Source organism: Methyloversatilis sp. NSM2, assembly GCF_038066675.1.
Lineage (GTDB): Bacteria > Pseudomonadota > Gammaproteobacteria > Burkholderiales > Rhodocyclaceae > Methyloversatilis > Methyloversatilis discipulorum_A.
In genome coordinates, this window is record NZ_JBBUKV010000001.1 from 36,442 (window position 1) to 59,701 (window position 23,260).

The following is a 23,260-nucleotide window of genomic DNA, read 5'->3' on the forward strand; positions in this document are numbered from 1 at the left end:
CTCAGAAGTCCAGCGTGACCGACGCCAGCACGCGGCGCGGGTCGCCGAGCGGAATGACGTTGTTGTTGAGGCCGCCGGCGAAGTAGTCGCGGTCGAACAGGTTCTTCGCGATCACGCTCAGCCGGTAACCCTGGCCGATATAGCTCACGCTTGCGTCGAACACGGTGTAGTCGGGAATCGTGTAGGCGAAGCTGTAACCCTGCTTTTCGCTCTCGTAGCGCAGCCCGGCACCGAGGCCGAGGCCGGTCAGTGCGCCGCTGCGCACGCGGTACTGTGCCCACAGCGAGGCGCTGTGCCGCGGCACGTTGTCGAGCGGCTTGCCGACGTTGGCAGCAATGACGTCACGCACCACTTCGCCATCGGTGTTGGCGTAGGCGGCCGACAGGTTCCAGCCGTTGCGCAGGTCGGCCAGCAGTTCGAGTTCGTAGCCGCGCGTGCGCTGCTCGCCGATCAGGATGTAGAAGCCCGGGTTCGAGGCGTCGCTCGCGCGCACGTCCTGTCGTTCAAGATCGAAGTGGGCGACGGTCGCCTGGATGCGCCCCTGCGCGAAGCTGAACTTGACGCCGACTTCGGTCTGTTTGCCGCTTTCCGGCTTCACCGCCTGCCCGCTCACCGAATACCCGCCCTGCGGCAGGAAGGATTCGGCGTAGCTCACGTACGGCGATACGCCGTCGATCACTTCCCAGATCAGGCCGGCACTGCCGGTGGTGGTTGCGTAGTTCTCGTCGGTGATCGAGGTGCCGGTGAGCACATTGGTCGAATCGACCGAGGCCCAGTCACGGCGCAGCGTGACCGACGCATTCAGCCTGTCGGTCAGGCGTACCTGGTCGCGCAGGTAGAAGCCGGTGTAGCGGATGGTTTCGTCGAGATCGGTCAGCGGCGTGCTGCCGCAATTGACTGTCGCGCCATAGACCGGTGTATAGACGTTCAGCGCGGCGACGGTGCACCGGGTCGTCGTCTCGCGTTTGGCGTGACGGTTGGTGTCCACGCCAGCCAATAAGGTATGGCGCGTGGCGCCGATGTCGAAGGCGCGTGTCAGGTGCGTGTCGAGGCCGTAGCCATGGCCGCGGAAATCCTGCAGCGTGCCCTGGCGGTTCAGCAGCCGATTGTTCGCCTGCAGACCCGATCCGGCGACGGCGACCAGGCGCCCGTCCATGTCGTAGTCCTGCCAGCGGAAGTTCTGGCGCAGCGTCCAGCCGCTGTCGAATCGGTGTTCCAGCGAGTAGCCGATGCGCGCCTGGCTTGCTTCATAGGGCCCGAAGCCCGGTTCGCCGATGAACAGGCTGCGGTCCACGCGGCCGTTCGGGTTCGGCAGTACCGAGCCGCGCACCGGCAGCCCCTGCTGCCGGACGTACTCGCGCGTCTGGAAGCTGGTCAGTATCGTGAAGTCGGTGCGCGTGCCGAGGTCGAGCGACATCGACGGCGCGATCCAGCGGTTCTTGTAATAGACGAAGTCTGTCGGGTCGTCGCTGTTGAGCATCAGGCCGTTGATGCGCAGTGCGCTGCGGCCGGTGTCGGACAGCGGGCGCCCGAAGTCGAAAGTGAACTGGCGGAAGTTGTCGCTGCCGCCGGTGACGGCGACCTCGGTGAATGCCTCCGCCCGCGGCCGCTTGCTCACCATGTTGACCATGCCGCCCGGCTGCACCAGACCGAAGTTCACCGAGGCCGGGCCCTTCAGCACCTCGATGCGCTCAGCGCCGAAGGTTTCCTGTGCGACCCGTGCATCCATCTCCACCCTGAGGCCATCAACGTAGACCGATTCGGTCGCGCGCTGGCCGCGGATGATGAAGTCGTCCCAGCCGCGGCGCCCGTAGTAGCCGGACACCACGCCGGCCACGCCCTGCAGCGCGTCGGTCAGCGACTGCACGCCGCGTGCGTCCATCTGTTCGCGTGTCACGACGGTGACCGACTGTGCGGTCTCGTTCAGCGGCAAGTCGGACTTCAAGGTGCTGCTGCTTGCCTTGCGCGCCGTGAAGCCGACGTCGCCAGCGGCGTCGACGCGTACGGCAGGCAGTGTTGCGACCGCCTCGTCGGCAGAGGCGAGCGGGGGGAGCAGCGCGGCGATCGCAGCGGCAAGCAGGTGGAGGCGCTGAGGATGGGTTCGGGCAGTCATGGCTATTTGTTTTAATGAGTTCGAGAATGATTCTCGTTAATTATCACGAAAATGCTGCCGCGAAGTGAACTCTTTTGTCCCGTGCTGTCATCGCACCGGGTTTCCCGACTTGCGCGTGTTGCTATGGTTAGGAGGCTTATGATATTGTTCCGTACATGCTTCAGGTACGCGATCTTCCGACCCCCGACATCCTGCGTCGCTTCGCGCAGCGCTATCCGGACGCCGATGTCAGCGCCGTCACCGGCTTTCTGACGCTGCTGCGTACGGCGACCGAGCTGTCGCAGGCGCTCGATGCCTTCCTTGCGCGGCACGGGCTGCTGCAGGGGCGCTGGTGGGTGCTCATCCTGCTGTTCCGCGAGGAAACGCTGGAATCGTCGCCGTCGGTGCTGGCGGAAAAGGCTGGCGTGACGCGGGCGACGATGACCGGTCTGATCGACGGACTGGAGCGCGACGGGCTCGTGCAACGGGTGTTCGACACCGCCGACCGGCGGCGCACCACGGTGCGGCTGACGCCGGCGGGGCAGGGCGTGCTGGATACCGTGATGCCGGATTACTACCGGCGGGTGCGCACGCTGATGGCCGGGCTGGACGAGAACCAGCGCGTGCTGCTGCAGTCGATGCTGGGTGCCGTGCATGCCGGACTCGATGCATTCGCCTGAGCTGCGAAAAAAATTTGCCTGAATAGTTAGCCTCCGTATCAACCCTGCGAACCGAAAGGATATTGAAATGACCCAGAGCGCACTTCAGAACGCCATCACCGACATCAACACCCGCTGGGACGCCGCCTTCAACCGCGGCGACGCCGCAGCCGTCGCCGCGCTGTACGACGCCGAAGCGGCCGTGCTGCCGGCCGGCGGCGATGCGGCCATCGGCCCGGCGGCCATCCAGGCGCTGTTTGCCGGTGCCATCGCAAGTGGCATCCACAATCACCGCATCGAACTGCACGCGGTGGCCGGCGACGACGCGCTCGCGACCCAGCGCGGCCGCTGGAGCGCGCAGGCGAAGAACGCCGACGGCGAATTGCAGACCTTCTCCGGCCACATCACCGTGGTCTATCGCCGCCAGCCGGATGGCAACTGGCGCGCGCTGACCCATACCTGGAACTGAGGAGTACCGGCATGAACACACGCTCGCCGTCGCTGCGCGCGGTCGCCGCCCTGCTGCTGCTGGCGGTGATCTGGGGCTACAACTGGGTGGTCATGAAGATCGCGCTGGTCGACATGGACGCCTTCCAGTTCGGCGCCTGGCGCACCTTCGGTGGCGCGCTGAGCCTGTTCGCGTTGATGGTGGTGCTGCGCCGGCCCTTCCGGCCGCAGCACCTGCCCTGGGTGGCGACGATGGGTGTGCTGCAGACCACCGGCTTCACCGGGCTGATCATCCTCGCGCTGGTCAGTGGCGGCGCCGGCAAGACGGCGGTGCTCACCTACACCATGCCCTTCTGGGTCATGGTGTTCGCCTGGCCGCTGCTGGGCGAGCGGCTGCATGGCTGGCAGTGGCCGTCGGCGGTCGCCACGCTGGCCGGCCTGCTGTTCATCCTCGATCCGGCGCACCTGGGTGGTGACCTGACCAGCATGGCGCTGGCCACCTGTGCCGGCGCGCTGTGGGCGCTGGCGGTCATCGTCGCCAAGCGTCTGCAGATCCGTGCGCCGGACATCGACCTGCTGTCGATGACCGCCTGGCAGATGCTGTTCGGTTCGCTGCCGCTGGTCGCCGTCGCGCTGTTCTGGCCGGCGCGCGAAGCGAACTGGACACCGTCGCTGATCGGCGCGCTCGGCTTCAACATCGTGCTGGCGAACGCACTGGCCTGGCTGCTGTGGTTGTACGCGCTGCGCCGGCTGTCGGCCGGCACCACCAGCATGGTGTCACTGCTGACGCCGGTGATCGGCGTGCTGGCGGCGGCGCTGCAGCTGGGCGAGCGGCCACTGGCGAACGAACTGACCGGCATGCTGCTGATCGGCGTCGGCCTGCTGCTGCTGTCGGTCGAAGGCCTGCGTCGACGTCGTGCGCAGATTTCCCCGACCTCGACTGCATCCGGAAACGCCTCCCGCGCGTAGACAGGGCACGCAGGGTGCCGACGCTGCAGATGCGATGCAGCGCGGGCACCCGTTCAACCACCCGTGCCATGCGAGGAGTTATCCGATGAAGAAGAATCTGCTGTCCGCAATCGTTTTCGGGACGCTGGTCGCCGGCTGCAGCCAGATGGGCAGCACGCCGGTCGCCCGGCTCGACGACGGCCAGCTGCCGCTGCCCGCCGACTACAAGTCCTGGCCCGCTTTCCTGACCGCCGTGCAGCGCGAGGACGTCAAACAGATACGCGACATCTACATGAACGCGGATGCGAAGAAGGGCAGCGCCGAGAAGGGCTTCCCGGACGGGTCGGTGTTCGTGATGGAGAACTGGTCGATCAAGCTCGATGCTGACGGCAAGGCGGTCAAGGGCGCCGACGGCAAGCTGGTGAAGGACAAGCTGGCCGCCGTGTTCGTCATGGGCAAGAACGCCGGCTGGGGCGTCGACGTGCCGGAGGCGCAGCGCAACGGCAACTGGATCTATTCCGCGTTCAAGGGCAATGGCGAGCTGAATGGCGACGCGAAGTACGACACCTGTCGCGGCTGCCATGCGCCACTGAAGGACAAGGATTTCGTGTTCCGCTATGACGAACACTTCGCCGCGGTGAAGGCCGGAAAGTACTGATCCGCCGCCCGCGCCTCACAGTGCCAGCCGGCCGGCGGTGCGCACGCCGCCACGGCGGTCCGGCTGCACGACAATGGCCTCGCCCATCGCGAGGTTGTCGCCGGTCAGCGCCAGCACGTTCACCTGATGCGTCACCAGCGCCACCCGCAGTCCGTCGTCGAGCGCCGCGATCCACTGGCGCAGCGCCGCCGTCTGCCGCTCGCGGTCGCCCTGGCCTGCGAAGAAGGAATTCAGCGCCGGCAACACCTCCACCTGCAGTTCCGGAAACATCTCCTTCGCGGTATCGATGCAGCGGCACCAAGCGCTGCTGTACACCGCGTCCATCTTCACGTCGCGCGCCCGTAGCGCCTCGCCTGCCGCGCGAGCCTGCGCTCGGCCGCCTGCGGACAGGTTGCGCTGCGTGCTGCAGTCATCGAGGCGAAAGCCCTGCGGATCGCCTATGCCGGGTTCCGTCAGCGCATGACGCAGCAGCAGGGCGCCGCCCGAGCGCAGCGCGTCCAGCGCGATTCCGTTGCCGGCGCGCGCGCCGGTCGGTCGCAGCATCAGGCAGCCGAGCGCCTGGAGGGCGTGACGTCTGTTCATGGGCGGCGAGCCAAAGTAAGGACTTGGGCTGTCGACCGGTCATACTCGTGGCAGTTTCCGGCCGGCCGCGAGGCACCACGGGTGAGCCGAACTGAAACCTCCTGACGACGAGAGGCAAAGATGAAATCGAGCAAAGCGGTGATTGCGACGGTGCTGTGCGCGCTGATGAGTGCGCTGCCCGCGCAGGCCGATCCCTTGTCCGGCGTTAGATCCATCGTGCTCACCAATGCCAGCGGAGGGCGCGAAGTGATCGGTCAGGTGGTGTTTGCACCGTTGGGCGACGGCCGCTCCTCCTTCAAGGTGACGCTGGACTCGCGGCTGGAAGAGTACTTCCTCGCGATGCGACCCTTCCGCTGTCTGACCGGGCCGACACAGCGCCTGTGCAGCTTTCCGGTCGAACGTGAGCCGCAGGTGGTCAGCGCGGGCGATCTGGTGCCGCTGGAATACGCGCTGATGTTCATGCGCACCGCGCCGGCCTCGCTGCACATCGATCCGTTCAACGGTGTGTACTATCGTATGAAGGTGGTTGGCGAGCGCATCGAAGGTCGGGTGCACGACGTCGATATGGACCCCTTCATCACACCGGACAGCGTGCCGGCGGAACGGCGTACGCGGCCGCTGCGTGACGCCGACCTGAGCGCGGGTGACCCGAGGTCGCACTGGTTGCCGACGCTGCTGATCGAGTAGGGCGGTGTAGCCCACCCACCCGTGCGTCGTTCAGTCAGGGTTCAAGCAAGGACACTGTCCGCCGTTAACGGACCATTGTCGAACCAAGGCTGGCATCGATGCCCCCCTTGCATGGCCGTGATGTTGAGTATCCACCGTCTCGCGACGCAGGCGTCATCGCGAGACGGCTGCGCGCGCTCATCGTCGAGGACAACCCGGTCGACGAACTGCTGGTGCTGGCCAAGCTTCGCGCCGCGGGCTTTGCCGTCGAACACTGCCGCGTAGACAGCGTGGCCGCGCTCGAAGCGGCGCTGCGCGAGCGGCACTGGGACATCGTGATTTCCGACTACGTGCTGCCGGACTGCGACGGTCTGGACGTGCTGGCCGTGGTCCGGCGCATGCAGCCTGACCTGCCCTTCATCCTGGTGTCGGGCGGCATCGGCGAGGCGGTCGCCGTCGACGCCATGCGCGCCGGCGCGCAGGACTATCTGCTCAAACAGAACCTGCTGCGCCTCGGCGCCGTGGTGGACCGTGAGCTCACCAAGTCGGCCACCGCTCGTGCGCTGCGCGCGGAACGGCAGAAGCTGCGCGAGAGCGAACTGCGGCTGCACAGCATATTGGCCACGCTGGAAGACATCATCTGGTCGATCGAGCTGCCGTCGCAGAAGCTGGTCTACCTGAACCCGTCGGCCGAAACCATCTACGGCGTGAGCGCCGAGGCCTTCCTCCGCAGTGAGGTCGACTGGCTGGACATGGTTCACCCGGACGACCGCGAACGCATGCTGCGCTCGCTGAAGGAGGCGACCACCAGCGGCAGCCTGACCACCGAATACCGCGTCGTCCGGCCTGACGGCGAAGTGCGCTGGATACTTGATCGCGCGCGCGTGGTGTTCAACGAGCACGGCGCCCGCATCCGCCTCGACGGCATCGCCCGCGACGTGACGCAGCAGCGCAGCAGCGAAGCCAAGCTGCGCCAGGCGGCCCACTTCGACGTGCTGACCGGCCTGCCCAACCGCATCCTGCTGAACGAGCGGCTGCAGAAGGCGATCGACGCCGCGATCGACACGGAGGCGATGATGGCGGTCGTGTTCATCGACCTCGACCGCTTCAAGATCGTCAACGACAGCATGGGGCACGACGCCGGCGACGAACTGCTGCGCGTGCTGTCGCGGCGCCTGTCGCAGCGGGTGCGCGCCAGCGACACGGTGGCCCGCCTGGGCGGCGACGAGTTCGTCGTGCTGCTGCCGGAGATCCGCCAGGCGCAGGACGCACAGGCCGTGTGCGAACAGATGCTGGGCGCGCTGGCGCCGCCGGTGTCGATACGGAATCACGACATCCATTGCACCGCCAGCATGGGTGTGGCGGTGTTTCCGCGCGACGGCCGTGACGTCGCGACGCTGTTGCGTCATGCCGACGCCGCGATGTACCGGGCCAAGCAGGCGGGGCGGAACACGATCCGTTTTCACGAGCCGGACCAGAACGCCGCCTCCGGTGTGCTGCGCCTCGAAGCCGATCTGCATACGGCGCTGGCGCAGCAGCAGTTCGAACTGCATTTCCAGCCGCAGGTCGATCTGCTGAACGGGCGCCGCGTCATCGGCTTCGAGGCCCTGGTGCGCTGGCGCCATCCGGAACGCGGGCTGGTATCGCCACTCGACTTCATACCGCTGGCCGAGGAAACAGGCCTCATCGTGCCACTCGGACAGTGGGTGCTGCGCCGAGCCTGCGAGCAGGGCAAGCTGTGGGCGGAACGCTTCGACCCGGAACTGCGGGTCGCGGTCAATGTGTCGGCGCGGCAGTTCGTCGGCAGCGACATCGTGCGCACCGTGTCGCGCGAACTCGAGCGCAGCGGCCTGTCGCCGCGCAATCTCGAACTGGAACTGACCGAATCGATGCTGATGCACAACATCGGCCAGACGGTGAAGCTGCTCGGTGACCTCAAGCGGCTGGGCGTCGCGGTCGCCATCGACGATTTCGGCACCGGCTATTCCAGCCTCGCCTACCTCAGGCGCTTTCCGATCGACGTGCTGAAGATAGACGCGTCCTTCGTGCGCGACATCGGCCACGACGCCGATGACGCCGCCATCTGCGCCTGCATACTCGCGATGGCCGGTTCCTTGCGCATCGAGGCCGTCGCCGAGGGCGTCGAAACCGAAGACCAGCTGGCCTTCCTGCGCGAACAGGGCTGCCGCATCGGTCAGGGCTATCTGTTCGGCAAACCGATGCCAGCGGACGAGGCGACCGCGCTGCTGGCGCGCGGCGCCGCCTGACGCGCCGGCCTGAGCGCTCAGTTCACCGGCATCACGAATTCCGGCCCCTTCGAGCCACTGTCCGGCCAGCGCTGCATGATGCTCTTGTAGCGGGTGTAGAAGCGCACGCCTTCTTCGCCGTAGGCGTGCAGGTCGCCGAACAGGCTCTGCTTCCAGCCGCCGAAGGAATGCCAGGCCATCGGCACCGGGATCGGGACGTTGATGCCTACCATGCCCGCTTCGATGCGCTGGCCGAATTCGCGTGCGGCGGCGCCGTCGCGCGTGTAGAGCGACACGCCGTTGCCATACTCGTGACTGTTCACCAGCGCGATCGCATCAGCCAGGTTTGCGGCGCGGACGACGCACAGCACCGGGCCGAAGATCTCTTCCTTCCAGATGCGCATCGCCGGCGTGACGCGATCGAACAGCGTGGCGCCGAGGAAGTATCCCTGTTCGCGGCCGGCCACCGTGTGACGGCGACCGTCGAGCACCAGCTGCGCGCCCTCGGCCACGCCGGCGTCGATCAGCGACACGATGCGTTCTCGGTGGGCGGCGGTCACCACCGGACCCATGTCGGTGCCGTCGGCTTCGCCGTCGCCGATGTTCAGCTTCTGCGCGCGCGTGCGCACTGCCTCGACCAGAGCGTCGGCGATGTCGCCGACCGCGACCGCGACCGAGATCGCCATGCAGCGTTCGCCAGCGGAGCCGTAGGCGGCACCGATCAGCGCGTCGGCCGCCTGGTCGAGGTCGGCATCCGGCATCACCACCATATGGTTCTTGGCGCCACCCAGCGCCTGTGCGCGCTTGCCGTGCCTCGCTGCGGTTTCAAAGATGTGGCGGGCGATCGGGGTTGAGCCGACGAAACTCACCGCGCGCACGTCCGGGTGCGCGAGCAGCGCATCGACCGCGACGCGGTCGCCCTGCAGCACGTTGAACACGCCGTCCGGCAGGCCGGCGTCGCGGAACAGTTCGGCGGTCAGCAGCGACGGCGACGGGTCGCGTTCCGACGGCTTCAGGATGAAGCTGTTGCCGCAGGCCAGCGCCACCGGCGCCATCCACATCGGCACCATGAAGGGGAAGTTGAACGGCGTGATGCCGGCGACCACACCGAGCGGCATGCGCTGGCTCCAGTTGGCGATGCCGCCGCCGACGTGATCGGAGTATTGCCCCTTGAGCAACTGCGGAATGCCGCAGGCGAATTCGATCACTTCCAGCCCGCGCTGCACCTCGCCCTGCGCGTCCGGGAAGGTCTTGCCGTGCTCGCGTGTGATCAGTCGCGCGATGTCGGCGCTGTGCCGCTCGACCAGTTCCTTCATCCGGAACAGCACGCGTGCCCGTCGTTGCGGTGCCAGTGCGCCCCAGGCCGGTTGGGCGGCAGCGGCACTGGCGACTGCACGGCCGACGTCGGCGTCCGAGGCCAGCAGCACCTGCCGCGCCACCCGCCCGTGCGCCGGGTCAAACACGTCGGCGCTGCGCGTGCTGTCCAGCGCGCTGCGCTGGCCGTCTATCCAGTGGGTGAGGGTATCGGTGGGCGCGTTCATCGGTTTCGGAGCCTGCGTTGAAAACCGGTATTGTGCGCCAGCGCATACGGCCGGTCAGCGTGCACTGCGGCAGGACGTCCGCCCGCCGGTCGAGCGCTCAGTCGAACCAGTCGCGCCGCATCGAGCGCACCGAACCGTCGCGTGCGTTGATGTGCACGTCCCATTCCTTGCCCGCGGTGTCTATCAGTTCGAACTCGTAGTCGTAGTCGTCGCTCATGAAGCGGCGTTCGAGGTCGGCTTCGATCACCGTGCCCGGCTTGGCGGCGAGCGCCTTGGCGGTCGCCTCCTCCAGCGAAATCAGCTTCATCGCCTCGGCGATGGCACGCATCTTCGGCAGATCGTCGTCGTCGGCGAAGACCGGCGGCGTGAGCAGGGCGGCGAGCAGGGTGGTTGTCGCGATCAGGGCTTTCTTCATGTCCGTTCTCCTTCGGTTGAGGGCGCATCAAGCGCCATGCGTGCCGGCAGATGCACGGTGACGCGCAGTCCGCCGAGGACCGGTGACGGTCCGAACTCGAGTGCGCCGCCATAGCTGTCGACCAGGTCGCGCACGATGGACAGGCCGAGGCCGTGGCCCGGTTTCGTCTCGTCGGCGCGGAAGCCGCGCGCGCTGAGCGATTCGAGTTGTTCGGGCGCGCAGCCCGGGCCGTCGTCCTCGATCACCAGCTTGAGGTCGGCGCCACGTTCGACCGACAGTCGCACGCGGCTGCGGCACCAGGCGCAGGCGTTGTCCATCAGGTTGCCGAGCAGCTCCATCAGGTCTTCCGCGTCCATCGCCAGCGTGATGTCGGTGGCCATGTCGAGCGCAATGTCCGGCGACCGTTCGCCGTGCAGGATGGCCAGCGTGGCCGCCAGCCGTCCGGCGGCATCGCGCAGGTCGCTGCGCCGGGCCGGGTGGGTGCCGCCCATCAGCCGGGCGCGCCGCAGCTCGCGCTCGATGGCGCGGCGCATCAGTTCGGTGCTGTCGGTCATGCGCTGCTGCAGTTCGGGGTGGGCCGCCATCGCCGGCGACTCGGCGACCTGCAGCAGTACCGCCAGGCGCGTTTTCAGCGCGTGCGCCAGGTTGCCGAGCGCGTCGCGCGAGCGCTGCGAGCGGCGCAGCAGCATGCCGAGCAGCGTGTTGAACTGATCGACCAGCGGCGCGATCTCGTCCGGCAGCGCGACGTCGAGGCGCTCGCGCTCGCCGCGTTCGAGCGCCTGCATCTGGGCGCGCAGCGTATCGAGCGGCGCCAGCGAACGGCGCACCACCCACTGCTGCACGGCCAGCACGAGCGCGACCACAGCGAGCGTCAGCACGCCATAAAGAAGATGCCACTCGCGCAGCCCGGCGCGCAGCGCCGACAGGTCTTCGGCCACCAGTATGCGTACCGACTGGCCGCGCTTTTCGTAGCGCGCCGACAGCAGCCACAGCGATTGCCCCTGCGGGCCGGCGGCCTCGCTCTGCGCGATGCGTTCGCTGCCGGCGGCCGGCAGGGCCAGCGTGTCGTCCCACAGCGAGCGCGACGAAATGTCGTCACCGCCGTCGATCACGATGCGGAAGTAATGACCGGAGAAGGGCTGTCGGTATTCGCCGCCCACGCGCGCGTCGTCGAGCTGCAGCGGTGCGCCGGCTTCGCCGTCGAGTGCGGCCAGCAGGTTCTCGGCGTCGCGCTCCAGTCGCTGCGCCAGCTGCGCCTTGAGCAGGCGTTCGATGGCGATGCCGGCGAGCAGCCACTGCAGGCCGGCCAGCATGACGAAACTGATCGCCAGGCCGGCGGCAAGACGGGTGCGCAGCGCGTACTTCACTGCGCCTCCGGAGCGTCGAACACATAGCCCTGACCGCGCCGCGTCTGTATCCAGTCGCGGCCTATCTTGCGGCGCAAGCGCGTGATGTGGGCCTCGATCACATTGCTGTCGTGATCGGTGGCGTGGTCGTACAGATGTTCGTTCAGGCGCTGTTGCGACAGCACCTGGCCGGCGTGCAGCATGAAGCAGCGCAACAGGCGGAACTCGATGCTGCTCAGTTCTATCAGCGCGCCGCCATCGAGTGCGGCGCTCTGCGTCGCTTCATCGAGCCGCAGTGGGCCGCGCACGAGCGGGCCCGGCGTGCGGCGCGCCGCGCTGCGCTTCAGCACGGCGGCGATGCGCGCCAGCAGTTCCTCGCTGTGAAAGGGCTTGCAGACATAGTCGTCGGCGCCGGCGTTGAGCACCTCGACCTTTTCCTGCCAGGTGTCGCGCGCGGTCAGCACCACCACCGGCATCGCGCGCCGCGCGTCGCGCCACTGGCGCAGCACGTCGACACCGTTGCGCCGCGGCAGACCGAGATCGAGTATCACGAGGTCGTAGTCGATGGCTTCCGCCGACAGCTGCGCGAACACGCCGTCGGTCGCGACGTCGACCGCGTAGCCGGCGCGTTCGAGCAGCGGCTTCAGTCCGGCAACCAGTGTTTCGTCGTCTTCGGCCAGCAACAGGCGCATGTCAGTCGTCCTGCTCCATTTCCAGCAGTGCGCCGGTGCGTGCATCCAGCTTCAGTTCCCACACGCGACCGGCGTCGTCGAGTATCTCGGCTTCATACACCCAGATGCCCTTCTTCTGTTCGAGTTCGATATCGATCAGCTTGCCCGGCTTTTCCGCGCGGGCGCGTTCGGCGATCTTCTCCAGCGGCAGGATGTCGCCGCGCTGGCTCAGTGCGCGCGCCTTGAGGTGGTCTTCGCCGGCCAGCGTGTCGGGCGCGTGCAGCAGCGCGATACCGGCGGCGGATACGACGGCGGTGACGGGCAGCAGTACGAACAGTGCGATGCGTTTCAGGTTCATGTCCCCAGTGTAGGGAACGAAGCTGAAATCATGCTGAAAGCGCGCTATTTCTTGCGCAGCATGTGCCGGCTCACCCGTTCGCCGGCCAGACCGATCATCAGCCGCACCATGCCGTAGGCGATCCAGCGCAGCAGCCGCTCGTGCAGCGGGCGGGTCTTCCATTGGCGATGCCGCAGTTCGCGCCCGCCGTGGCGGGCGGCGGCACGCAGGCTCTGCCGCAGTTCGTTGGCGAAGCCGATGTCGTGCACGACGATATTGGCTTCGCGCGCCAGCATCAGGCTGAAGGGGTCGATGTTGCTGGAGCCGACGGTTGCCCAGTGCTGGTCGACCACCGCCGCCTTGGCGTGCAGGAAGCTGCGCCGGTACTCGAAAATGCGTATGCCCTGCGACAGCAGCGAGCCATACAGCGCCTGCGAGGCGTAATGCAGCAGCGCGTACTCGACACGCCCCTGCAGGATGAGCGTCACCTTGACGCCGCGCGCGGCGGCGGCGATCAAGGCCTGACGGAAGCGGCGACCGGGCAGGAAGTAGGCGTTGGCGATCAGCACCTCCTCGAAGGCGCCGTCTATCGCCTGCAGGTAGGCGTTCTCGATGTCGTGCCGGTGGCGCAGGTTGTCGCGCACCAGCAGCGCCGCACGCATCTTCCCGGTGTGACGGTTGGCGTAGCGGCTGGTGCGCGGCAGGCGTGGCCGGAACTGCAGCGTCGCCCAGGCGACGCGCTCCCACAGCTTCTGGCATTCGAGATGCATGCGCGCCACCAGCGGCCCGCGCACGCGCACCGCGTAATCGAAGCGCGGCGGCGTGTGACCGGGCGTGTGCATGTCGTCGATGATGTTGATGCCGCCGACGAAACCGGTCTGCGCGTCGACCACCACCATCTTGCGGTGCATGCGGCGCAGTCGGTTGCGGCGGAAGCTCATGCGGCCGACCTCCGGGCGGAACATCAGCACATGCACGCCAGCGGCTTCGAGCGCGCTCTGATGCGTGTCCTCGAAGTCGCGCGCGCCGAATCCGTCGACCAGTACGCGAACCCGCACGCCCCGTCGTGCCGCGCGTGCCAGTGCCGTGGCGATGCGGCGCCCGGTGTCGTCGTCGTCGAAGATGTAGGTTTCGAGGAAGATCTCGCTGTGCGCGCGGTCGATCGCCTCTTCCAGCGCCGGGAAGTACTGCATGCCGCAGACCAGCAGCTGGATGTCGTTGCCAGGCAGCAGACGGGTCATCGCGCCGGCAGGACCAGACGTGCGGTCAGCGCGGCGTGATCGGATACGCGCGACCAGGGCGGACCGGAGTGCAGCTTCACCTCGCGTACGTCGACGCCGCGCACATAGATGCGGTCCAGCCGCAGCAGCGGAAAGGCGGCGGGAAAGCTGCGCGCGGGGCGGCCGTGTATCACGCTGTGCGCTTCATGCAGACCGAGTGCACGCGACCATTGCTCTTCGGCCCGGTTGTACCAGTCGTTGAAGTCGCCGGCGACGATGAGGCCGTCCTCGGCCGGGATGGTGCGACGGATGTGCTCGGCCAGCATCGCGTACTGCTGGCGTCGCCCGCGCGCGGTCAGGCCGAGGTGTACGCACAGCGCGTGCACGCGGTGGGCACCGTCCGGTTCGATCACGCAGTGCAGCAGGCCGCGCTGTTCGAAGCGATGCGCCGACACGTCGACGTTGCCGCTCTGCGATATCGGGTGTCGCGACAGGATGGCGTTGCCGTGGTGGCCGTGGTCATAGACCGCGTTGCGGCCGTAGGCGGTGGCCGGCCACATCTGGTCGGCGAGGAATTCGTACTGCGGCTCGGTCGGCCAGTCCGCGTGGCGCTCGGCGTGACCGTGGTGCTGACCCTGCACCTCCTGCAGGAACACCAGATCGGCGCCGAACGCGTGCAGGCGCTCGCGCAGTTCGTGGATCACCATGCGGCGATTGAACTGCGAAAAACCCTTGTGGATGTTCCAGGTGCAGATGCGCAGTTCGGTCATGAGGTGAGCGGGTGGCCGCGCACTTCGTCGGCCAGCTTCAACATGTGGCGGCAGAATGCCGGGTCCTCGCCGCGCAGCAGCATCAGCAGTTCGGCATGGAAGGCGTCGCGCGCCAGCCACTCGCGCATATAGTCGTCCCACGAGGCCCAGCGCCGAGCAGCCAGCCCGTCGGGCTCGTCGGTCCAGGCGACCAGATAGGCGCGCTCGAACAGCGAAATGAGCATCTGGTGGATGGTCTGCATGCGCCGGCGCTGCTCTTCGCTGAGCTGTTCTGGCGCATGGTTCTCGCGCAGCGGCAGGTCGGGGTTGGCGAGCACGATCTTCAGGAAGTCGATGTAGGCGTCAGACAGCATCTGGTACGCCTCTTCGTCTTCGTTGTCGCGCTCGCGCCGCTGCTGATAGATGAAGGTGATGACGGCAAGCGGCAGGCCCAGTGTCGTCACGACATAGCTGGCAAGTTCCCAGGCCTGCATCCAGTCCATGAGGAAGACCTTATGGCGAGGCGGCCAGCATGCGGTCCATCGCGAGCTTGGCGGGCACGGCTTCGTGCGCCGGCACGCTGATGCGATTCACGACATTGCCCTCGACCAGGTTTTCCAGCGTCCACGCCAGATGCTGCGGGTCGATACGCTGCATGGTCGAGCACATGCACACGGTGGGCGCCATGAACTGCACCGTCTTGCCCTCGTGCTTCACCTCGTCGGCGAGACGGTTCACCAGATTCAGTTCGGTGCCGACCAGCCACTTGGTGCCGGGCGCGCCGGCCTTCACCGTCTTCAAGATGTATTCGGTCGAGCCGACGAAATCCGACTGGCGGCACACCTCGAAAGCGCTTTCCGGGTGGGAGATGACGATGCCGTCCGGATTCTGGTTGCGCCAGCGCAGGATGTGCGAGGGCTGGAACATCTGGTGCACCGAACAGTGACCCTTCCACAGCAGGATCTTCGCCTTCGCCACCTGTTCGGCGGTGAGGCCGCCGTTCTCCAGGTCGGGGTCCCACACCAGCATGTCCTCAAGCGGAATGCCCATGTTGTAGCCAGTCCAGCGGCCCAGATGCTGGTCGGGGAAGAACAGCACCTTCTCGCGCCGCGCCAGCGACCATTCGAGAATGCTGCCGCAGTTCGACGAGGTGCACACGATGCCGCCGTGCTCGCCGCAGAAGGCCTTCAGATCGGCCGCCGAGTTGATGTAGGTGACCGGCGTGAAGGTGTTGTCCGGGTCGTCGCCGAGCAGGCCGCGCAGTTCGCGCCAGCAGCGTTCGACCTTGGCGAGGTTGGCCATGTCGGCCATCGAACAGCCGGCGGCGAGGTCGGGCAGGATGGCGATCTGCTCCGGCTTGGACATGATGTCCGCCACCTCGGCCATGAAGTGCACGCCGCAGAACACGATGTATTCGGCGTCGGTCTGGCTGGCCAGACGCGACAGCTTGAGCGAGTCGCCGGTCAGATCGGCGTGGCGATACACATCCTCGCGCTGGTAGTGGTGACCGAGGATGACCGCGCGCTTGCCCAGCTTTTCGCGCGCGGCGAGGATGCGCGCCTGCGCCTGTTCGTCGGCAAGTGTGTTGAAGCGGTCGAAACTGATGGTGGCGACTTGCATGGGGTGTCCTTGAACTGCGTTCAGCCCTGGTGCCAGGGCAGTCCGGCCTTGCGCCAGCCGCCGACCGTATTGCGGTGGCCGTTGGCGTCGGCGTCACCCTCGAAGCCTTCGAGGATGTTGTAGGCGTTGCTGTAACCGGCTTCGGCGGCGGCCGCGGCCGCGCCGTGCGAACGTCCGCCGCTGCGGCACAGGAACATGACCAGCGCCTCCGGATCGACCTGGTGCTTCAGCTGGGTCAGGAAATCGGGATTGCGCTGACCGTTGGACATATTCCATTCGATCTGCACCGAATCCGGCACCTCGCCCACCCATTGCCATTCGGCCGACGTGCGCACGTCAACGATGCGGGCGCCGGGGGCCAGTTTCAACAGTTCGTATGCTTCGGCCGGTGTGACCGCGCCTGCATAGGGCAGTTGCAGCTGCTGCGCGCGCTCGCGCGCGAGTCCGAGGATTTGTCCGAGTGTTGCCATGGCGTGCGCCCATCTATTGAATGGGCAGAAGTATATAGCGCGCCTTTCCCGTGGGCAGGCAAGCACCGAAGTGGTGCGCTGCGTTTGTCGATATCCCCGTATTGGTGCATTGCTGCGCCTGTTTTGTGCATGTCACCGGCCGCAAGCCCGCATGTGGCACAATCACAAGGTTGAAATGATCGCGTGGCACGGGTTCTGCTTCAGGCCGCGCAGCAGGAAAAGTCGCAGCCAGGGCGTACCCTCGACAGGGTCGTTTGCCGTGGCTGCGCCGGAGCTGTCGCCAGACACCGGTGGCGGCTCGTCGTGACCCTTCAAGCCGACTGTTGCACATACATACCTCGTAGGAGAGATTCATGACCACCGCGAAGCAGGTTCTCGACATCATCAAGGAAAAGGAAGTCAAGTTCGTCGACTTCCGTTTCACCGACACCCGTGGCAAGGAACAGCACGTCGGCGTGCCCATCAGCGCGTTCGGCGAAGACAAGTTCACCGAAGGTCACGCGTTTGATGGTTCGTCGATCGCCGGCTGGAAGGGCATCCAGGCTTCCGACATGCTGCTGATGCCGGATCCGGAAACCGCCTTCATCGACCCGTTCTTCGACGAAACCACGCTGGTCATCAGCTGCGACGTGGTCGAGCCGTCGGACGGCAAGGGCTACGACCGTGACCCGCGCTCGATCGCCAAGCGCGCCGAGGCCTACCTGAAGTCCTCCGGCCTGGGCGACACCGCCTACTTTGGTCCGGAACCCGAATTCTTCATCTTCGACAGCGTCGAGTGGAACATCGACATGTCGGGCTGCCGTGTTCAGATCTTCTCGGAAGAAGCCGCCTGGTCGTCGGGCGAGAAGTTCGAGAGCGGCAACACCGGTCACCGTCCGGCCGTGAAGGGCGGCTACTTCCCGGTTCCGCCGGTCGATTCGCACAACGACATCCGTGCCGCCATGGTGCTGGCACTGGAAGCCGTCGGCATCCCGGTCGAAGTGCATCACCACGAAGTGGCGACCGCCGGCCAGAACGAGATCGGCACCAAGTTCAACACGCTGGTCCGCCGCGCCGACTGGACGCAGACGCTGAAGTACATCGTGCACAACGTCGCCCACAGCTACGGCAAGACCGCGACCTTCATGCCCAAGCCCATCGTTGGTGACAACGGTTCGGGCATGCACGTTCACCAGTCGATCTGGAAGGACGGCAAGAACCTGTTCGCGGGCAACGGCTACGCCGGCCTGTCCGAGTTCGCGCTGTACTACATCGGCGGCATCATCAAGCACGCCAAGGCGCTGAACGCGATCACCAACCCGGGTACCAACTCGTACAAGCGTCTGGTTCCGCACTACGAAGCACCGGTCAAGCTGGCCTACTCGGCACGCAACCGTTCGGCTTCGATCCGTATCCCGCACGTCGCGTCGGACAAGGCCCGTCGCATCGAAACCCGCTTCCCGGATCCGCTGGCCAACCCCTACCTGTGCTTCGCAGCACTGATGATGGCGGGTCTGGACGGCGTGCAGAACAAGATCCACCCGGGCGACCCGGCCGACAAGAACCTGTACGACCTGCCGCCGGAAGAGGACAAGCTCATCCCGACCGTCTGCGCCAGCCTGGACGAAGCCCTGGCCGCGCTGGAAGCCGATCACGCCTTCCTGACCAAGGGTGGCGTGTTCTCGGAAGACTTCATCGCTGCCTACATCGAGCTGAAGATGGGCGAAGTCAACCGCACCCGCATGACGACCCACCCGGTCGAGTTCGACATGTACTACAGCCTCTGATCCGGTTTTCCGGAACGCGTGTCGGCGCAAGCCGCACGCGTGGCGTTGAAGGTCGGGACGGCATGTGCGTTCCGGCCCGAGAAAAAGGACGGCAACTTGCCGTCCTTTTTCATTGTCACTGCGCGGGCGGGCGTCCTACACTCGCCCGGCAATGACCCGATCCGTTCTGGTGACCCACATGTTCCGAGGTTTCAACCGCATCCTGATTGCCACCGCGGCCGCGCTTGCGGCGCTGCCGGCATCGGCTGACGTCTACAAGTGCGTCGATGCCGATGGTCACGTCACCTATACCAACGACAAGTCGCGTGCGCGCGGCTGCAAGCTGCTGTCCAGCGAAATGCCCGTCAGTTCGGTGCCCGGGCCGGCGGCGACTACGCCCAAGCCGGCAGCCCCGTCAGGCGGCTTCCCGAGCGTCAGCGGCGACCAGCAGAAGGCGCGCGACAGCGAACGCCGGCGCATACTCGAAGCCGAGCTCGACACCGAAACGAAGAATCTCGAAGCGGCGCGCAAGGCGCTCACCGAGGGCGAAGCGGTGCGACTGGGCGATGAGCGCAACTACCAGAAGTATCTCGATCGCATCCAGGGGCTCAAGGACAATGTCGCTCTGCACGAACGCAACGTCGACGCGCTGCGCAAGGAGATTTCCAAACTGCCCTGAGCGTCCTGTACGCTCCGGCGCATCGGCCCTGGCGCGCTTCTTGCGTAATCTGGCGCCATGAGCCTTCCCTCGCCCCGTACCCCCACCCGCGTCTGGCCCGACCGCTTCAACGGGCTCGAACTTCTCGCCAGTGCGGTCGCGCTGCTCGACGCGGAACGCAACATCGTCTATCTGAATCCGGCCGCGGAAAACCTGTTCGCGGTCAGTTCGTCCAAGCTGGTCGGCAAGCACTGCGAACGCCTGATCGGCCCCGAGCACGGCCTGGACACGGCGCTGGACAATGCGCTGGCCAAGGACTGGAGCTATACCGGCCACAACCTCACGGTGCAGCGTCTGCTCGGCGGTCCGCTGCAGCTCGACTGCACGGTGTCGCCGGTACATGCCGATGCCGCTCGCATCCTGCTCGAGTTCCGGCCTATCGACCAGCAACTGCGCGTTGCGCGCGAGGAACAGCTGCTGCAGCAGCAACAGGCCAACCGTGAGCTGATCCGCAACCTCGCGCATGAAATCAAGAATCCGCTGGGCGGTATCCGCGGTGCCGCACAGCTGCTCGAGGGCGAACTGGAGCGGCCCGACCAGCGCGAGTACACGCAGGTCATCATCAAGGAATCGGACCGCCTGCAGGATCTGATGAACCGGCTGCTGCATTCGCACCGCGCGATGCAGGTCAGTTCGGTCAGCGTGCATGAGGTACTCGAGCGTGTGCGCCTGCTGATCGGTGCCGAATTCCCGAAGGTGACGGTGCAGCGCGACTATGACACCAGCCTGCCCGATCTGGTGGCCGACCGCGAACAGCTGATCCAGGTGGTACTCAACATCGCCCGCAACGCGGCGCAGGCCATGCAGGGCGACGGCGTGATCCGGCTGCGTACGCGCGCCTACCGTCAGGCCACGCTGGTGAAGCGGCGCCACAAGCTGGCACTCGAATTGCAAGTGATCGACAACGGCCCCGGCATCCCGGAGGAACTGCTCGATCGCATCTTCTATCCGCTGGTGTCCGGCCGCGATGGCGGCACCGGCCTCGGGCTGACGCTGGCGCAGAGCTTCGTGCACCAGCACCACGGCACCATCGAGGTGCAGAGCCGGCCCGGCCACACAGTTTTCACAATACTTCTGCCCTTCAAGCAGGGCACGACGGAGAAACCATGAATCCGGTCTGGATCGTCGATGACGACCGCTCGATACGATGGGTGCTGGAAAAGGCCCTTGCACGCGAGTCCATTCCCTTTGAAGCCTATTCCACCGCGCAGGAGGCGCTCGACGCGCTCGATGCCGGCGGCCAGCCGCAGGTGCTGGTTTCCGACATCCGCATGCCGGGCGAGTCCGGATTGTCCCTGCTGGAGAAAGTGAAGGCGCGTCACCCCAGTCTGCCGGTCATCATCATGACGGCGTATTCGGATCTCGACAGCGCGGTCGCCGCCTTCCAGGGCGGGGCCTTCGAATACCTGCCCAAGCCTTTCGACGTCGATCACGCGATCGAACTCGTCCGGCGTGCAATCGAAGAAAGCATGCACCAGGGTGGGGCGCCGGCCGAAGCCGACATGGCGCCGGAAATCCTCGGCAAGGCGGCGTCGATGCAGGACGTGTTTCGCGCCATCGGACGGCTCGCGCAGAGTCACGCCACCGTGCTGATCAACGGCGAATCGGGCACCGGCAAGGAACTGGTGGCGCGCGCGCTGCACCGGCACAGTCCGCGCCGCGAAGCGCCCTTCATCGCGATCAACACCGCGGCCATTCCGCGCGACCTGCTCGAATCAGAACTGTTCGGCCACGAGCGCGGCGCCTTCACCGGCGCTACCGCAACCCGACGCGGCCGCTTCGAACAGGCCGACGGCGGCACGCTCTTCCTCGACGAAATCGGCGACATGCCGCCGGAACTGCAGACCCGCCTGCTGCGCGTGCTGTCCGACGGCCACTTCTACCGCGTCGGCGGCCATTCGCCGATCAAGTCGAATGTGCGCGTGATTGCGGCTACCCACCAGAACCTCGAAGACCGGGTGAAGCAGGGGCTGTTCCGCGAGGATCTGTTCCACCGGCTGAACGTGATCCGGCTGCGCATTCCGCCGCTGCGCGAGCGGCGCGAGGACATCGTGCTGCTGGCCCAGCACTTCATGACGAAGAGCGCGCAGGAACTGGGCGTCGATGCCAAGCGCCTGTCCGAGCCGGCGATGCGCTACCTGCAGGGGCTGGATTTCCCCGGCAACGTGCGCCAGCTGGAGAACCTGTGCCACTGGCTCACCGTCATGGCGCCCGGCCAGACGGTGGACGTGAAGGATCTGCCGGCCGAACTGCGCGCCCAGCCGGCGCGCGAAGTGACTGGCGACTGGGTCGCTTCGCTCGCTGCCGAGGTCGATCGCTTGATCGCGCTGAAGCAGCCGGCGCTGTTCGACCATCTGGTGCAGGAGTTCGAGCGCACGCTGATCCGCCGCGCGCTGGCCAGTACCGGCGGCCGCCGCATCGAGTCGGCGCAGCTGCTGGGCATCGGTCGCAACACCATCACGCGCAAGATCCAGGAGCTGAACATCGAAGGCGGGCGCGACGCCGACGGCGACAGCGAGTGAGGACGCAGCCGGGCGTCGGCCCGGCGGCGCGGCTACAATCCGCCGCATGACTGCCGACGACGCCTCCACTCTCGCCGAAGCACTGCGCGATCGCGCACCCTCCGTACCTGCCGACTGGCGCGTCGATGTCTGTGCGCGCACCGGAAGCACCAACAGCGACCTGCTGGAGCGCCGCGACGGCGCACCGTGCGCACTGTTTGCGCTGGCACAGACCGGTGGCCGCGGCCGCCGCGGCCGCAGCTGGACGGCGCAGCCCGGCGACAGCCTCACCTTCTCGCTGCGCGTTCGCTTCGACGGCCGCGCCGACCGGCTGTCCGGCCTCAGCCTGGCGGTCGGCGTCGCGCTGGCCGAGGCGCTGACGGCGCAGGGTTTCGATGGGCTGGCACTGAAGTGGCCGAACGACCTGATGCGCGCAAACGGGCAAGGCGCCGGCAAGCTGGGCGGCGTGCTGATCGAACTGGCGTCGGCGGCAACACACACCGACGCGGTCATCGGCGTCGGAATCAATCTGGCGCCGCCGCCCCCCGGCCACTATGCGCTGCCACCGGCCGCGCTGTTCGACGGCACACCGCCGCAGCAGGACTGGCTGCGCATCGCCGCCGCCGCACTCGACGCGCTGGCCGCAGCGCTGCCGGTATTCGCCGCGCAGGGCTTCTCTGCCTTCGTCGAACGCTGGAACCGACTCAATCTGCATGCCGGCTGCGCGGTCGAGGTCGAGGGTGAAATGCGCGCGCTGGGCGGCTTGTGTGTCGGTGCCGATGCCGACGGCGCACTGCTGCTCGACTGTGGTGACCGCATCGAGCGCGTGCTGGCGGGCGATGTGTCGCTGCGCGCACCGGTCCGGAACTGAGTCCATGGTGCTGCTGATCGACGCCGGCAACAGCCGGATCAAATGGGCGTGGTTGCAGGGCGACGCACCGGGTAGCGAATCGGGCATCGACGTCGCCGATATCGACGGCGCGCCGCTCGCCTCGGCCTGGCGTAACGCGACGGCCGCGGTCTATACCTGCGTCGCCGGTGACGCGGTCGATGCCGCGCTGCGCGCCGCACTGCCGCAAGGTTGTGTGGCGCATCGCGTGCAGTCGCAGTCGGCCGCCTGCGGCATCACCAATATGTATGCGACCCCGTCGCGCCTCGGCGCCGACCGCTGGGCGGCGCTGATCGGCGCGCGCACGCTGGCGGCCGGTCCGCTCGTGGTGGCGACCGCGGGTACCGCCACCACGGTCGACGTGCTCGACGCCGACGACCGCTTTCTCGGTGGTTACATCCTGCCTGGCTTGCACCTGATGCTCGAGTCGCTGGCGCGCAACACGGCCGGTCTGCCGCACGCACAGGGTGCGCCGGTCGAGTGGCCGCGCAATACCGATGACGCCATCCACAACGGCTGCGCCGGCGCCCAGGCGGCGTTGATCGAGCGCGTGCAGGCGCGGCTGGGCGCCGATGCCACCATCCTGCTGTCGGGTGGCGGTGCCGAGGCGCTGTCGCCCTATCTGGCCTGCGCCCATCGCCGCGTCGACAATCTGGTGCTGCGCGGGCTGGCCCGCGTTGCGGCGGATGTGATGAAATGACGGATCACTGCTTCGCGCTGCGTCCGTCATTGCACTGATA

24 protein-coding genes are annotated in these 23,260 nt (G+C 66.8%); 12 read left to right on the forward strand and 12 right to left on the reverse strand.

Annotation, left to right across the window (positions count from 1 at the left end; all coding sequences use genetic code 11):
* Position 1 precedes the first annotated feature (1 nt).
* On the reverse strand, positions 2-2,113 hold the full coding sequence (locus WJU27_RS00150; protein WP_341420763.1) for a TonB-dependent siderophore receptor: 2,112 nt from the start codon (positions 2,111-2,113) through the stop codon (positions 2-4).
* Between the two features lie 155 nt (positions 2,114-2,268).
* Here WJU27_RS00150 and WJU27_RS00155 point away from each other — a divergent pair, with 155 nt between their 5' ends.
* The 4 genes from WJU27_RS00155 to WJU27_RS00170 all read left to right on the forward strand — a co-directional run bounded on the left by WJU27_RS00155 (position 2,269) and on the right by WJU27_RS00170 (position 4,804).
* Positions 2,269-2,772 carry a MarR family winged helix-turn-helix transcriptional regulator gene (locus WJU27_RS00155; protein ID WP_296812944.1) on the forward strand — a complete coding sequence of 168 codons (504 nt, stop codon included), beginning with the start codon at positions 2,269-2,271 and terminating at the stop codon, positions 2,770-2,772.
* 67 nt (positions 2,773-2,839) lie between these two features.
* Positions 2,840-3,220, forward strand: coding sequence for a YybH family protein (locus tag WJU27_RS00160; RefSeq protein ID WP_341420764.1), 381 nt, complete (start codon positions 2,840-2,842; stop codon positions 3,218-3,220).
* 11 nt (positions 3,221-3,231) lie between these two features.
* Positions 3,232-4,167 carry a DMT family transporter gene (locus tag WJU27_RS00165; RefSeq protein ID WP_296812940.1) on the forward strand — a complete coding sequence of 312 codons (936 nt, stop codon included), beginning with the start codon at positions 3,232-3,234 and terminating at the stop codon, positions 4,165-4,167.
* Positions 4,168-4,252: 85 nt separating this feature from the next.
* Complete coding sequence (locus tag WJU27_RS00170; protein WP_020165559.1) at positions 4,253-4,804, forward strand: cytochrome P460 family protein; 552 nt, start codon at positions 4,253-4,255, stop codon at positions 4,802-4,804.
* Between the two features lie 15 nt (positions 4,805-4,819).
* On the opposite strand, the gene WJU27_RS00175 is transcribed toward WJU27_RS00170, so the two are convergent.
* Positions 4,820-5,386 carry a histidine phosphatase family protein gene (locus WJU27_RS00175; RefSeq protein WP_341420765.1) on the reverse strand — a complete coding sequence of 189 codons (567 nt, stop codon included), beginning with the start codon at positions 5,384-5,386 and terminating at the stop codon, positions 4,820-4,822.
* Positions 5,387-5,506: 120 nt separating this feature from the next.
* On the opposite strand from WJU27_RS00175, the gene WJU27_RS00180 reads away from it, so the two are divergent.
* Both WJU27_RS00180 and WJU27_RS00185 read left to right on the forward strand, forming a co-directional pair.
* Entirely contained in the window at positions 5,507-6,073 is a 567-nt protein-coding gene (locus tag WJU27_RS00180) for a hypothetical protein (RefSeq protein WP_304001897.1), read from the forward strand.
* 98 nt (positions 6,074-6,171) lie between these two features.
* A complete protein-coding gene (locus WJU27_RS00185; protein WP_341420767.1) occupies positions 6,172-8,319 on the forward strand; it encodes a putative bifunctional diguanylate cyclase/phosphodiesterase in 2,148 nt (715 codons plus the stop codon).
* A 17-nt stretch (positions 8,320-8,336) separates the two neighbouring features.
* Here WJU27_RS00185 and WJU27_RS00190 read toward each other — a convergent pair whose 3' ends face one another.
* The 10 genes from WJU27_RS00190 to WJU27_RS00235 all read right to left on the reverse strand — a co-directional run bounded on the left by WJU27_RS00190 (position 8,337) and on the right by WJU27_RS00235 (position 16,667).
* Entirely contained in the window at positions 8,337-9,839 is a 1,503-nt protein-coding gene (locus WJU27_RS00190) for a CoA-acylating methylmalonate-semialdehyde dehydrogenase (RefSeq protein WP_341420768.1), read from the reverse strand.
* A 97-nt stretch (positions 9,840-9,936) separates the two neighbouring features.
* Positions 9,937-10,254: a PepSY domain-containing protein gene (locus WJU27_RS00195; protein ID WP_020165552.1), complete on the reverse strand. Its 318-nt coding sequence runs from the start codon at positions 10,252-10,254 to the stop codon at positions 9,937-9,939.
* On the reverse strand, positions 10,251-11,621 hold the full coding sequence (locus WJU27_RS00200) for an ATP-binding protein (RefSeq protein WP_341420769.1): 1,371 nt from the start codon (positions 11,619-11,621) through the stop codon (positions 10,251-10,253). Before WJU27_RS00200 ends, WJU27_RS00195 begins: the two co-directional genes overlap by 4 nt.
* Positions 11,618-12,292 carry a response regulator transcription factor gene (locus WJU27_RS00205; protein ID WP_341420770.1) on the reverse strand — a complete coding sequence of 225 codons (675 nt, stop codon included), beginning with the start codon at positions 12,290-12,292 and terminating at the stop codon, positions 11,618-11,620. The genes WJU27_RS00200 and WJU27_RS00205 overlap by 4 nt, the downstream gene beginning before the upstream one ends.
* Before the next feature lies 1 nt (position 12,293).
* A complete protein-coding gene (locus tag WJU27_RS00210; protein ID WP_341420771.1) occupies positions 12,294-12,629 on the reverse strand; it encodes a PepSY domain-containing protein in 336 nt (111 codons plus the stop codon).
* Between the two features lie 44 nt (positions 12,630-12,673).
* Complete coding sequence (gene clsB, locus WJU27_RS00215; protein ID WP_020165548.1) at positions 12,674-13,849, reverse strand: cardiolipin synthase ClsB; 1,176 nt, start codon at positions 13,847-13,849, stop codon at positions 12,674-12,676.
* Positions 13,846-14,598 (reverse strand): endonuclease/exonuclease/phosphatase family protein, encoded by a 753-nt coding sequence (locus tag WJU27_RS00220; RefSeq protein WP_020165547.1) that lies wholly within the window; start codon positions 14,596-14,598, stop codon positions 13,846-13,848. The genes clsB and WJU27_RS00220 overlap by 4 nt, the downstream gene beginning before the upstream one ends.
* Positions 14,595-15,080 carry a hypothetical protein gene (locus WJU27_RS00225; RefSeq protein ID WP_019917177.1) on the reverse strand — a complete coding sequence of 162 codons (486 nt, stop codon included), beginning with the start codon at positions 15,078-15,080 and terminating at the stop codon, positions 14,595-14,597. Before WJU27_RS00225 ends, WJU27_RS00220 begins: the two co-directional genes overlap by 4 nt.
* Before the next feature lie 10 nt (positions 15,081-15,090).
* The gene (nadA, locus tag WJU27_RS00230; RefSeq protein WP_020165546.1) at positions 15,091-16,197 is read right to left on the reverse strand and encodes a quinolinate synthase NadA; all 1,107 of its coding nucleotides are present in this window, start codon (positions 16,195-16,197) and stop codon (positions 15,091-15,093) included.
* A 20-nt stretch (positions 16,198-16,217) separates the two neighbouring features.
* Positions 16,218-16,667, reverse strand: coding sequence for a rhodanese-like domain-containing protein (locus WJU27_RS00235; protein ID WP_020165545.1), 450 nt, complete (start codon positions 16,665-16,667; stop codon positions 16,218-16,220).
* 353 nt (positions 16,668-17,020) lie between these two features.
* Between WJU27_RS00235 and glnA the strand changes: the two genes are divergently transcribed.
* From glnA to WJU27_RS00265, 6 genes are all read left to right on the forward strand, one after another.
* The gene (glnA, locus tag WJU27_RS00240; RefSeq protein WP_020165543.1) at positions 17,021-18,433 is read left to right on the forward strand and encodes a type I glutamate--ammonia ligase; all 1,413 of its coding nucleotides are present in this window, start codon (positions 17,021-17,023) and stop codon (positions 18,431-18,433) included.
* Between the two features lie 178 nt (positions 18,434-18,611).
* Positions 18,612-19,091, forward strand: coding sequence for a DUF4124 domain-containing protein (locus WJU27_RS00245; protein WP_020165542.1), 480 nt, complete (start codon positions 18,612-18,614; stop codon positions 19,089-19,091).
* A gap of 57 nt (positions 19,092-19,148) precedes the next feature.
* A complete protein-coding gene (gene glnL / locus WJU27_RS00250) occupies positions 19,149-20,240 on the forward strand; it encodes a nitrogen regulation protein NR(II) (protein WP_020165541.1) in 1,092 nt (363 codons plus the stop codon).
* Entirely contained in the window at positions 20,237-21,652 is a 1,416-nt protein-coding gene (gene ntrC, locus WJU27_RS00255) for a nitrogen regulation protein NR(I) (RefSeq protein WP_019917186.1), read from the forward strand. Before glnL ends, ntrC begins: the two co-directional genes overlap by 4 nt.
* A 46-nt stretch (positions 21,653-21,698) precedes the next feature.
* Complete coding sequence (locus WJU27_RS00260) at positions 21,699-22,502, forward strand: biotin--[acetyl-CoA-carboxylase] ligase (RefSeq protein WP_341420772.1); 804 nt, start codon at positions 21,699-21,701, stop codon at positions 22,500-22,502.
* 4 nt (positions 22,503-22,506) lie between these two features.
* Entirely contained in the window at positions 22,507-23,220 is a 714-nt protein-coding gene (locus WJU27_RS00265) for a type III pantothenate kinase (protein ID WP_341420773.1), read from the forward strand.
* Positions 23,221-23,260: the final 40 nt, after the last annotated feature.

Excerpts from the sequence above, each read along its gene's own strand:
- WJU27_RS00150 (WP_341420763.1), bottom strand. The coding sequence starts at position 2,113 with ATGACTGCCCGAACCCATCCTCAGCGCCTCCACCTGCTTGCCGCTGCG.
- WJU27_RS00155 (WP_296812944.1), top strand. The coding sequence starts at position 2,269 with ATGCTTCAGGTACGCGATCTTCCGACCCCCGACATCCTGCGTCGCTTC.
- WJU27_RS00160 (WP_341420764.1), top strand. The coding sequence starts at position 2,840 with ATGACCCAGAGCGCACTTCAGAACGCCATCACCGACATCAACACCCGC.
- WJU27_RS00165 (WP_296812940.1), top strand. The coding sequence starts at position 3,232 with ATGAACACACGCTCGCCGTCGCTGCGCGCGGTCGCCGCCCTGCTGCTG.
- WJU27_RS00170 (WP_020165559.1), top strand. The coding sequence starts at position 4,253 with ATGAAGAAGAATCTGCTGTCCGCAATCGTTTTCGGGACGCTGGTCGCC.
- WJU27_RS00175 (WP_341420765.1), bottom strand. The coding sequence starts at position 5,386 with ATGAACAGACGTCACGCCCTCCAGGCGCTCGGCTGCCTGATGCTGCGA.
- WJU27_RS00180 (WP_304001897.1), top strand. The coding sequence starts at position 5,507 with ATGAAATCGAGCAAAGCGGTGATTGCGACGGTGCTGTGCGCGCTGATG.
- WJU27_RS00185 (WP_341420767.1), top strand. The coding sequence starts at position 6,172 with ATGCCCCCCTTGCATGGCCGTGATGTTGAGTATCCACCGTCTCGCGAC.
- WJU27_RS00190 (WP_341420768.1), bottom strand. The coding sequence starts at position 9,839 with ATGAACGCGCCCACCGATACCCTCACCCACTGGATAGACGGCCAGCGC.
- WJU27_RS00195 (WP_020165552.1), bottom strand. The coding sequence starts at position 10,254 with ATGAAGAAAGCCCTGATCGCGACAACCACCCTGCTCGCCGCCCTGCTC.
- WJU27_RS00205 (WP_341420770.1), bottom strand. The coding sequence starts at position 12,292 with ATGCGCCTGTTGCTGGCCGAAGACGACGAAACACTGGTTGCCGGACTG.
- WJU27_RS00210 (WP_341420771.1), bottom strand. The coding sequence starts at position 12,629 with ATGAACCTGAAACGCATCGCACTGTTCGTACTGCTGCCCGTCACCGCC.
- clsB (WP_020165548.1), bottom strand. The coding sequence starts at position 13,849 with ATGACCCGTCTGCTGCCTGGCAACGACATCCAGCTGCTGGTCTGCGGC.
- WJU27_RS00220 (WP_020165547.1), bottom strand. The coding sequence starts at position 14,598 with ATGACCGAACTGCGCATCTGCACCTGGAACATCCACAAGGGTTTTTCG.
- WJU27_RS00225 (WP_019917177.1), bottom strand. The coding sequence starts at position 15,080 with ATGGACTGGATGCAGGCCTGGGAACTTGCCAGCTATGTCGTGACGACA.
- nadA (WP_020165546.1), bottom strand. The coding sequence starts at position 16,197 with ATGCAAGTCGCCACCATCAGTTTCGACCGCTTCAACACACTTGCCGAC.
- WJU27_RS00235 (WP_020165545.1), bottom strand. The coding sequence starts at position 16,667 with ATGGCAACACTCGGACAAATCCTCGGACTCGCGCGCGAGCGCGCGCAG.
- glnA (WP_020165543.1), top strand. The coding sequence starts at position 17,021 with ATGACCACCGCGAAGCAGGTTCTCGACATCATCAAGGAAAAGGAAGTC.
- WJU27_RS00245 (WP_020165542.1), top strand. The coding sequence starts at position 18,612 with ATGTTCCGAGGTTTCAACCGCATCCTGATTGCCACCGCGGCCGCGCTT.
- glnL (WP_020165541.1), top strand. The coding sequence starts at position 19,149 with ATGAGCCTTCCCTCGCCCCGTACCCCCACCCGCGTCTGGCCCGACCGC.
- ntrC (WP_019917186.1), top strand. The coding sequence starts at position 20,237 with ATGAATCCGGTCTGGATCGTCGATGACGACCGCTCGATACGATGGGTG.
- WJU27_RS00260 (WP_341420772.1), top strand. The coding sequence starts at position 21,699 with ATGACTGCCGACGACGCCTCCACTCTCGCCGAAGCACTGCGCGATCGC.
- WJU27_RS00265 (WP_341420773.1), top strand. The coding sequence starts at position 22,507 with ATGGTGCTGCTGATCGACGCCGGCAACAGCCGGATCAAATGGGCGTGG.